Genomic DNA, 9,624 nt, shown 5'->3' on the forward strand with positions numbered 1-9,624 from the left:
CGGCCGACGTGTCGAGGAGCGTCGCGATGATGAGGTCGAGGAGGTCCGCGACGCCCCGCCGTGCAGGCCGACACCGGGTGCGGCTCCCCCAGGCGAGGTTCCAGAGCTCGTAGGCGTCGAGGTCGCGGCGGTCGTCGTCCGACTTGTTCGCGACGACGATCACCGGGCGGTCCGTCCCGCGCAGCATCTTCACGACGTGCTCGTCGGTGGCGGTGATGCCGACCGTGACGTCCACGACGAAGAGGACGGCGTCGGCGAGGTCGATCGCGACCTCGGCCTGCGCCGCGACCGAGGCGTTGATGCCCTTGGCATCGGGCTCCCACCCGCCGGTGTCGACGAGCGTGAACCGCTTGTCGTTCCACTCCGCCTTGTACGAGACGCGGTCGCGCGTGACACCGGGGGTGTCCTGCACGACGGCCTCACGACGGCCGAGGATGCGGTTCACGAGCTGCGACTTGCCGACGTTCGGGCGGCCGACGATCGCGAGCACCGGGTAGGCCGGCAGGTACGTGATGCCGTCCTCGCCGAGCTGCCCGGCGTCGAGGAGGGCGACGTCCTCCTCGTCGAGCTCGTAGTCCTCGAGCCCGGCGCGGAGCGCGTTCGCCCGCTGCTCGGCCTCGGCGTCGTCGAGTCCGGCGAGCCGCTCGCCGAGGGCGTCGTCGTACTCGGGGAAGTCGTCGTGTTCGGGGGTGTCCAGCTGCGCCATGTGGGTGTCCTTGCCGGCGACCCTTCGGCCGCGTGTTGTCAGTGCGTGGCCGCGCGAGGCCCTGGTGGTCAGTGCCCGGCCGCGCGGGCCAGGTCGACGACCGCTTGCACGGTCTGGTCGAAGTCGAGGTCGGTGGAGTCGAGCGTCGTGACGCCGTCGGCGGCGTTCATGAAGTCGACGACCTTCGCGTCCGCCGCGTCGCGACGAGCGAGTGCGGCGGAGGTCTCGGCGGCCGACTGGGTCGTGACCTCAGCCGAACGCCGGGCCATTCTAACGGACTCGTCGGCGGTCAGCAGGATCCGGACCTCGGCGTCGGGGGCGACGACCGTGGTGATGTCCCGACCCTCGGTGATGATGCCCCGCCCCTCGGCCTTCCGCATCACGTTCCGGAAGAGCTGCACGAGCCGCTGGCGGACCTCGGGCAGCTTCGCGATGTGGGCCACCGCGCCCGTGACCTCGGGGGTGCGAATCGCGTCGGTCACGTCGGTGCCGTTCACCCGGACGAAGTAGTCGTCCGGGTCCGTCCCGATCTCGTAGTCGAACGAGTCCCAGCTGCCGAGGACCGCGGACGCGTCGTCGAGGTCGACCTGCTCGGCCAGCGCGTGCCAGGCGAGCGCGCGGTACGCGGCACCGGTGTCCTGGTAGCCGAAGCCGAGCGCCCGCGCCGCCGCACGGGACACGCTGGACTTGCCGCTGCCGGCGGGACCGTCCACCGCGATCACGAACTTGGCCACGAACGCACCGTCGGGCAGCCCGGCCGGGAGCGGGTCGCGCATCGAACCGGGTTCGCCGCCGCCCTGCCCGTCGAGCCCGCCGCCGGCCCCACCGGCGCCGCCGATCGGCCCGGGCTGGTCGCCGGGCGTGGGGAGCCCGGTGTCGGGTCCGTCGGGTCCACCGGTCACGCCGGAGTCGTCGTTGTTCACGCCCATGCTGCTGCGATCCTCCATCCGCGACCCTCGAGTTCGTCGACGAGTCGCTGTTCCTGCTCGGGCAGGACCGACACCTCGACGATGCCGATCTGCGCGCCCGGTGAGTGCTCGAGGCGCATGTCCTCGAGGTTGATGCCGATCTCCCCGATGAACGTGAGGAGCGCGGCGATCTGCCCGGGGGTGTCGTCGACGAGGACGACGACCTGGGCGAAGCGCTTGGTGGTGCCGTGCTTGCCCGGCAGCCGTTCGACACCGCGGTTGCCGGCGGCGATGGTCTCGGCGAGGGCGCGCGGCGAGCCCGGGGCCGCCGGGTCGTCGAGGGCCGCGAGCACCCGGTCGAGGTCGTCGCGGAGGTCGGCGAGCACCGGGCGGATCCGCTCGGCGTTCGCGCCGATGATCTGCACCCACAGCCCCGGGTCGCTCGCGGCGATGCGGGTGACGTCACGGACCCCGCCACCGGCGAGCCCGAGCGAGCCGTCCGGGGCGTCGCGCAGCCGCGAGGCCATCAGCGTCGACACGAGCTGCGGGGCGTGCGAGACGTAGGCGACCGCGAGGTCGTGCGACTCGGGTTCCATCGGGACGACGGTCGCGCCGAGGTCGAGCGCCAGGTCCTCCACCACGGCGGCGCGCCGGTAGGTGATGTCGTCGTGCCCGGCGATCACCCACGGCTGCCCGAGGAACAGGTCGGCGCGGGCGGCGGTCGGCCCGCTGCGCTCGCGTCCGGCCATCGGGTGCGAGCCGATGTAGCGGCTGACGTCGGCGCCGGCGGCCCGCAGGCTCGTCAGCGGCCCCGACTTCACGCTCGCGACGTCGGTCACCACGGCGTCCGGGAAGGCGCGGAGCTCACGCTCGACCACGGTCGCGACGACGTCCGGCGGCACGGCCACCACGACGAGTTCCGGGGCGTCGCCGGCGGCGGGGCGTCGCCCGGCGCCGTAGTCCACGGCGAGCGCGAGGGCCGCGGGCGAGACGTCGTCGAGGACGACCTCGACGCCCTTCTCCCGCAGGGCGAGCCCGATCGAGGCCCCGAGGAGCCCGGCGCCGACGATCCGCACGGGTCCCCGCAGACGCCGGTCGATCTCCGGTGCGTCGTGCTGGGCGGTGGCGTCGGTCACCGGGCAAGCCTACCGATCGCCGACGGCAGCGCCCCGCACGGGTTCCGTGCGGGGCGCAGCCGTCGAGGGGCGCGGATCGGTCAGCCGACCGGCCAGCGCGTGGTGAAGCGCAGCTCGACGGGCGCGTTCACCGTGTCGGTGACGCGCACGTGGCTCGCGCCCTCGCGGAGCGGCAGGGTCTGCTGCCACGCCCCGTAGGCGTCCACCTGGAACCCGCGCACCGTGCCGTCCCGGAGGTCCACGATGCCGCCGTACGCGCCGGGCGCCGCCGTCCCGCGGAACCGCACGCCCGGGTTCGTGAAGTCGGGGTCGGCGTCGACGGTGCTGCCCTCGGTCGGCGAGGTGATGCGGAGCTGGGAGCCGGTGTCGGACGCCACGGTGAAGGACACGTCGACGTCCCCGTACAGTCCGACGATCCGCGCGGTGTGCTGCCCCTGTGGGAACAACACGTCCGGGATGGTCCACGTGCCGTCGGCCCGGACGACCGCGCTGGCGACGCGGTCGCCACCGGGAACGCGCACGGCGAGCTGGTCGCCGGGCGAGGCGGTCCCGCTGAACGTGACGTACCCGTGGTCGGGCGAGATCGTCGCCCCGGCTTCCGGCGAGGTCACGGTGATCGGGCGCAGGTCGCTCTCGAGCCGGACGCGTTCGGTGCGCTCGTCGGCGGAACCGGGTCGCTGCACGACCGCCGCGTCGTAGCGCTGCCCGACGGTCAGCCGCAGGTCGGCGCCCGCGATGCGCCAGGTGCCGTCGGGGCGCACGGTGGTGTCCGTGTGTCCGGTGTCGTCGCCGGCGGTGGGCTGGAAGCGGACGACGGCACCGGGGGTGCCGGTGCCGCTGATCGCCGGCTTGCTGCGCTCGGTGAAGCGCAGGGCGTCCGGGATCGTCAGCGCGAAGGGACGGTCGCCGGCGTCGCCGAACCGTGCGCTCCATTCGCCGTCCGCGTCCACGATGGTGTGCACGGTCTTCCCGCCGAGCTCGAGCGCGACCTCGGCCCCGGGCTCCCCGGTGCCGACGACCTCGGACCCCGGCGTGAGGGTCCCACCCGTCGACGGCGAGAGGATCCGCACGGGCGCGCCGTAGTCCGCCGTCACGTCGTCCTGCGCGACGACCTCGCCGTCCGAACGCTCGACGACCCGGAGGTCCTTCCGCCCGCTGGCGTCCGGTGCGCCGACCTCGACCTCGAAGTGACCGCGGGCGTCGGTCGTCGCGGTCCCGACGGCCGCACCGTCCGTCGCGCGGACCTCGATCGTCGATCCGGGCTCGGCGTCGCCCTCGACGTAGGCGGACTCGGCCGCGTCGGCCGGGAACACGAGGTCGGCGTCGAGCGATGCGGCCCGGACGGCGACGGGCACGACGGTGCGCTGTCCGCCGACGCCGGCCATCTCGAGGACGACCGACGACGTCGCTGCCCGCTTCGCCCGGTCCACCGTGACGTCGATCGTCCACGTCCCGTCGCGCCCGACCACGACCGGGTCGGCCCGGCCACCCGTCACGACCCGGACCGCGGCACCGGGGTCGCCCGTCCCCGTGATGGCGGCGGTCCCGTCGACGCCGATCGGCGTGGTGTCCGACGCGGCGCTGATGCCGGCGCCGTAGGACACGGTCCCCCAGCTCCGCTCGCGGACGGTCTGCCCGGTGGACACCGTCACGAGGACGTCGAGCTCGGTGACGCCCCGGGGCGGGGAGTCGATGTGCGCTTCCCACGCGCCCGTGGCATCGGTGAACACGGTGCCCCGGACCAGGCTGGCGCCCCTGCGGTCGGTGACGAGGACGGTGCTCGACGGCGCGGTCCGGCCCCGGAGGACCGCACGGTCGTTCGGGTCGTTGGTCGTCGGGGACGTCACGTCGAACGTCGTCGGCGGGACGGCGTCCGCGAAGCCGGTCTCGATGCCGAAGTCCGCGCCGGTGGCCGAGGCGGTCGCGGCGAGTCCGGCCGTGCCGTCGACACGGGCGGTCTCGTTGCCGAGGGCGTACCCGTACGGCGAGGTGATCCGGCCGTCGGTGACCGTCCAGTTCGACGCGGCGACACCGCAGCGGTCCTTGCTGATGCTGGCGCCGACCGTGCCGGCAGTGGTCTGGCCGAGGTACAGGCAGTACCCGAACGACGCACCACCCGCGACGATCTTGGCGAAGCCGTTGGCGTCCGGGATGAGGGAGAACGGCGTGAGTCCCGCGTCGGCTGCGGCGGCGGGACTGGCGTACTCCCGCAGCTCGGAGCGGTCGGGCGCGCCGGTCCAGGCGAGGGTGGTGCCGTCGTCACTCGGGACGGCGAGCGTGAACTCGGTCGGCAGGGGCTGGCGGGGGACGTCCGTCTGCGCGGCAGCGGCCGGCGAGGACGTGAAGGCGATCCCCGTCGCAGCAGCGGCGAGCGCGAAGGCTCCCGCTGCCGCGACGGATCGTCGGGTGAGCGTGTTCATGTGCACTTTCTGGAGTCGGACGAGGCGGCACGACTCTAGATTGTGAATATGAAATACTTCCGACTGTGATGTGCTCCTAGTCGGTGGAGTCCTCCGCGCCGTCGGCCGGCACGCCCTTGGCGTCGCGAGCGATGCGGAGGAGCTTCCCGAGCTCGACCGTCGACAGCTCCCGGGTCTTGCCGATGGGCAGCGATCCGAGGTGCAGCGGTCCGAACGAGCGCCGGACGAGCTCGAGCACCGGGTGGTCGACCTCGTCGAGCATGCGGCGCACGATCCGGTTCCGACCCGAGTGCAGCGTGATCTCGACGAGCGACTCCCCGCGGGAGGACTCCAGCAGCCGCACCTTGTCGGCCGCGATGGGCCCGTCCTCGAGGTCGACCCCGTCGAGCAGACGCTGCACGGTGCCCGGGTTCACGTTGCCCCGGACCTTCGCGATGTACGTCTTCATCACGCCGAACGAGGGGTGCGCGAGCACGTGCGCGAGGTCGCCGTCGTTCGTCAGGACGAGCAGCCCGGACGTCTCGGTGTCGAGTCGCCCGACGTTGAAGAGCCGTTCCTCGTAGCGGTCCACGAACTCCGAGAGGTCGCGTCGACCGCGCTCGTCCTGCAGGCTCGACACGATGCCGGTCGGCTTGTTGAGGACGACGTAGCGGCGCGACGTGTCGATCTGCACGGGGACGCCGTCCACCGCGATCTCGTCGGTCTCCGGGTCGACGCGGCGGCCGAGCGCGTCGACGACCTCGCCGTTCACGGTCACGCGGCCCTCGACGATCAGGTTCTCCGCGACGCGTCGGGACGCCACGCCCGCAGCGGCGATCACCTTCTGCAGGCGCTCACCCTCTGCCTGGAGGGACGGTGCGGCCCCGCCACCCGCCGTCGCGTCCGCCGCGTCCCAGTCCGGGATGATCGGGCGCTCGGGCGTGCCCTCGAGCGGCTGGCCCTGCTGGTCACGCGTGCCCTCGGGGCGCGGTGTGGTGCGCCGGTCGGTGCCGCGCGGCCCGCCGCCCCGGGGACGGTCGCCGTTGCGCGCCGTCGTGGTGCCGCCGACGTACCGGCGGCCGTTGTGCCAGACGGTGCTCGGGCGGCCGTCGGGTGCCCGACGGTCCTCACGGGCGGGGTCGCGGCGGCGGTCGTCGTCGCGACGGGGGGCATCGCGACGGTCGTCACGGCCGCGGTACCCACCGCGGTCGTCGCCCGTCCGGCCGGAACCCGCACGGTCGTCACGGCCGCGGTACCCACCACGGTCGTCGTCACGGCGCGGCGCATCACGACGATCGTCCCGGCCGCGGTACCCGCCACGGTCGTCGTCGCGGCGCGGGGCATCACGACGGTCGTCACGGCCCCGGTACCCACCGCGGTCGTCGCCCGTCCGGCCGGAGCCCGCACGGTCGTCACGGCCGCGGTACCCACCACGGTCGTCGTCACGGCGCGGCGCATCACGACGGTCGTCACGGCCCCGGTACCCACCACGGTCGTCGTCACGGCGGACGAAGCCCCCGCGGTCACCGCCGCGGCGGTCGTCCTCGCGGCCGACGAACCGACCGCGTTCGGCTCCGCGGTCGTCGCGGCGCGGAGCATCACGACGGTCGTCCCGGCCGCGGTACCCACCACGGTCGTCGTCGCGGCGGCCGGATCCTGCGCGGTCGTCGCGGCCCCGGTACCCACCGGACGCCGGACGCTCGTCACGACCCCGGTAGCCGCCGCCGGACGCCGGACGTTCGTCACGACCCCGGTAGCGCCCACCGGACGCCGGACGCTCGTCACGGCCCCGGTACCCGCCGCCGGCACCCCGGTCGTCACGCCCACGGGAGCCGCCACGGTCGTCGTCCCGTCGGCCGGAGGCCGGGCGCTCGTCGCGCCCGCGGTACCCACCGCGCTCGTCGCGACCCGCGCCCTCGGACCGAGCACCCGCACGGTCGGAGCCGGCTGTGCGGTCGCGTGACGCGCCTCCAGGCCGACTCGAACCGGCGCGTGCACCCGCGCCGCCCCGTGGGCTGCCTTCGTCGTTCTTCTTCATACTCGGCCTTCGGGGATCCCTTCGTTCTGCTCGATGCCGCCGGTACCGTCGTCCAGGAGGGGCGAGATGAGTGGTACCTCGTCGAGCGATTTGATGCCTAGCTGCTGCAGGAGCAAGTCGGACGTGACGTAGTTGATGGCGCCGGTCTCGGCGTCGGTGAACGACTCCTCGATGAGGCCGCGCGCAACGAGCGTGCGGACGACGCCGTCGACTTTGACGGCGCGGATCGCGGCGATCTGCGACCGGGTGATCGGCTGCTTGTACGCGACGACCGCGAGGGTCTCGAGCGCGGCCTGCGACAGGCGGGAGGGGCGCTCGGCCTCGACGAACTGCTCGACGACGTCGTCGAGGTCCTGCCGGACGTAGAAGCGCCAGCCGCCGCCGACCTCGCGGAGTTCGAACCCGCGACGGATCGTGCCGTCGACGCCGTCGAAGTCCGCCACGAGGCGCTCGATGGCCTGTCGGACGGCGGGGACGGGCGCACCGACGGCGGCGCCGAGGGACACGAGCGACTGGGGTTCGTCGGCGATCATGAGGATCGCCTCGAGCTGTCGGTCGACGGGGATCTCCGGCCGGGCGGCACGCTCGTGCGCCTCGTGGATCTCGCGCTCGATCGCCCGGGCGTCGGCCATCTCGTCGGCGCCGCCGGGTTCGGCACTGGAGCCGTCGTGCACGTCATCCGTCATAGTCGGCTCCCAGGTCGGCGAGGCTCTCGTCGGACCAGTCATCGGCGGTCCACCGAAGCGTCAGCTCCCCGAGCGGTTCGAGCTGTTCGAACGAGATGGACGCGTTCCGGTACAGCTCCAGGATCGCGAGGAAGCGAGCCACCACGATACCCGTCTCCGCGACGCCGGCGACCAGCTCGCGGAACGAGACGTCCTCGTCGGCCCGCGTGCGGAGGATCGAGACGACGATCGCCGCCTGTTCGCGGATGCTCACGAGCGGGGCGTGCAGGTGGTCGAGCCCGACCGTCGGGAGCTCGCGCGGCGCGAACGCCAGGGTGGCGAGTGCGGCGAAGTCCTGCACCGACAGGGTCCAGACGAGCTCGGGCGTCCGGGCCCGGAATCGTTCCTCGAGGCGGACGCTCCGGGCGTGGCGTCGGGACTCGGTCAGCCACCGCGACCCGAACCAGTCGGCCGCCTGCTTGAACGCGCGGTACTGCAGCAGTCGGGCGAAGAGCAGGTCGCGGGCCTCGAGTAGGGCCACGTCCTCGGCATCCACGAGCTCGCCCTGCGGCAGGAGTCCCGCGATCTTCAGGTCGAGCAGGGTCGCGGCGACGACGAGGAACTCGCTCGCCTCGTCGAGTTCGTCCTGGGACTCGGCCTGTCGCACGTACGCGATGAACTCCCCCGTCACCGCGCCGAGCGACACCTCGGTGATGTCGAGTTCGTGCTTCGTGATGAGCGAGAGGAGCAGGTCGAACGGGCCGTCGAACCCGGCGAGTCGGACCCGGAAGCCGGGCGCGGTCTGCGTGCCGGCCGGAGCGGACTGCGTGTCGGCGACGCGGTCCGGCCGCGCCGCCGATTCGGCAGGGTCGGCGACGCGGTCCGGCCGCGCCGACGCCTCGGCAGGATCGGCGTCAGGCGACGGCGCCACGCTCGACGAGCTCCCTGGCGAGCTGGCGGTACGCGTGCGCGGCCTGGTGGTCCGGCGCGGTCTGCGTTATCGGCCGTGCCGAGACGGTGGCGTCGGGGAACTTCACGGTGCGACCGATGACGGTGTCGAGCACGCGGTCGTCGAAGGTGTCGACGACGCGCTCCATGACCTCGCGCGAGTGCAGCGTGCGCGAGTCGTACATCGTGGCGAGGATGCCGTCGAGCTGCAGCGCCGGGTTGAGGCGGTCGCGCACCTTGTCGATCGTCTCGATGAGCAGCGCCACACCACGCAGCGCGAAGAACTCGCACTCGAGCGGGATGAGGACGCCGTGCGCCGCGGTGAGGGCGTTGACGGTGAGCAGGCCGAGCGACGGCTGGCAGTCGACGAGGATCACGTCGTAGTCGTTCTGGACCTTGCGCAGCACGCTCGCGAGGATCTGCTCGCGGGCGACCTCGTTCACGAGGTGCACCTCGGCCGCGGACAGGTCGATGTTCGCGGGGATCACGTCGAGGTAGGGCGTGTTCGTCGGCTGGATGACCTGGTTCGGGTCCTTGATCGAGCCCATCAGCAGGTCGTAGACGGTGGGGATGTCGTGGGTCCGCACGCCGAGACCCGCCGACAGCGCGCCCTGCGGGTCGAAGTCCACCGCGAGGACCTTGCGGCCGTACTCGGCCAGCGCCGCACCGAGGTTGATCGACGTCGTCGTCTTGCCGACGCCGCCCTTCTGGTTGCACAGCGCGATGATGCGAGCGGGACCGTGGCCGTCGAGCTCCTCGGGCACCGCGAACTGCCGGACGGGCCGTCCGGTCGGACCGTAGGTGGTCTCGCCGGTCCGGGGCTG

The 9,624-nt window shown here is 73.2% G+C and carries 8 protein-coding genes and 1 pseudogene; 1 reads left to right on the plus strand and 8 read right to left on the minus strand.

What is annotated here, in order from left to right; all coding sequences use genetic code 11:
• The 5 genes and pseudogenes from I5E_RS17990 to I5E_RS26610 form a co-directional block, all read right to left on the minus strand.
• A pseudogene (locus I5E_RS17990) lies at positions 1-706 on the minus strand (GTPase); the annotation flags it as partial.
• A 68-nt stretch (positions 707-774) separates the two neighbouring features.
• Entirely contained in the window at positions 775-1,482 is a 708-nt protein-coding gene (cmk, locus tag I5E_RS17995; protein WP_042724030.1) for a (d)CMP kinase, read from the minus strand.
• Positions 1,483-1,625: 143 nt separating this feature from the next.
• Positions 1,626-2,750, minus strand: a complete 1,125-nt coding sequence (locus I5E_RS18000) for a prephenate dehydrogenase (RefSeq protein ID WP_022908212.1) — start codon at positions 2,748-2,750, stop codon at positions 1,626-1,628.
• A gap of 80 nt (positions 2,751-2,830) precedes the next feature.
• Positions 2,831-5,170, minus strand: coding sequence for an Ig-like domain-containing protein (locus tag I5E_RS18005; RefSeq protein WP_022908213.1), 2,340 nt, complete (start codon positions 5,168-5,170; stop codon positions 2,831-2,833).
• A 76-nt stretch (positions 5,171-5,246) separates the two neighbouring features.
• Positions 5,247-5,999, minus strand: a complete 753-nt coding sequence (locus I5E_RS26610) for a pseudouridine synthase (RefSeq protein WP_042724031.1) — start codon at positions 5,997-5,999, stop codon at positions 5,247-5,249.
• Positions 6,000-6,233: 234 nt separating this feature from the next.
• Between I5E_RS26610 and I5E_RS26615 the strand changes: the two genes are divergently transcribed.
• Positions 6,234-7,112: a hypothetical protein gene (locus I5E_RS26615; protein WP_022908215.1), complete on the plus strand. Its 879-nt coding sequence runs from the start codon at positions 6,234-6,236 to the stop codon at positions 7,110-7,112.
• 71 nt (positions 7,113-7,183) lie between these two features.
• Here the strand turns inward: I5E_RS26615 and scpB are convergent, their stop codons facing one another.
• The 3 genes from scpB to I5E_RS18025 form a co-directional block, all read right to left on the minus strand.
• Entirely contained in the window at positions 7,184-7,873 is a 690-nt protein-coding gene (scpB, locus tag I5E_RS18015) for an SMC-Scp complex subunit ScpB (RefSeq protein WP_022908216.1), read from the minus strand.
• Positions 7,863-8,783 carry a segregation and condensation protein A gene (locus I5E_RS18020; protein ID WP_022908217.1) on the minus strand — a complete coding sequence of 307 codons (921 nt, stop codon included), beginning with the start codon at positions 8,781-8,783 and terminating at the stop codon, positions 7,863-7,865. The genes scpB and I5E_RS18020 overlap by 11 nt, the downstream gene beginning before the upstream one ends.
• The coding region (locus I5E_RS18025) for a ParA family protein (protein WP_022908218.1) at positions 8,767-9,624 on the minus strand (858 nt) is incomplete at its 5' end. The genes I5E_RS18020 and I5E_RS18025, both read right to left, overlap by 17 nt.

Source organism: Curtobacterium sp. B18, from assembly GCF_000333375.1.
Taxonomy (GTDB): Bacteria; Actinomycetota; Actinomycetes; order Actinomycetales; family Microbacteriaceae; genus Curtobacterium.

Excerpts from the sequence above, each read along its gene's own strand:
- cmk (WP_042724030.1), bottom strand. The coding sequence starts at position 1,482 with ATGCGCGACCCGCTCCCGGCCGGGCTGCCCGACGGTGCGTTCGTGGCC.
- I5E_RS18005 (WP_022908213.1), bottom strand. The coding sequence starts at position 5,170 with ATGAACACGCTCACCCGACGATCCGTCGCGGCAGCGGGAGCCTTCGCG.
- scpB (WP_022908216.1), bottom strand. The coding sequence starts at position 7,873 with ATGACGGATGACGTGCACGACGGCTCCAGTGCCGAACCCGGCGGCGCC.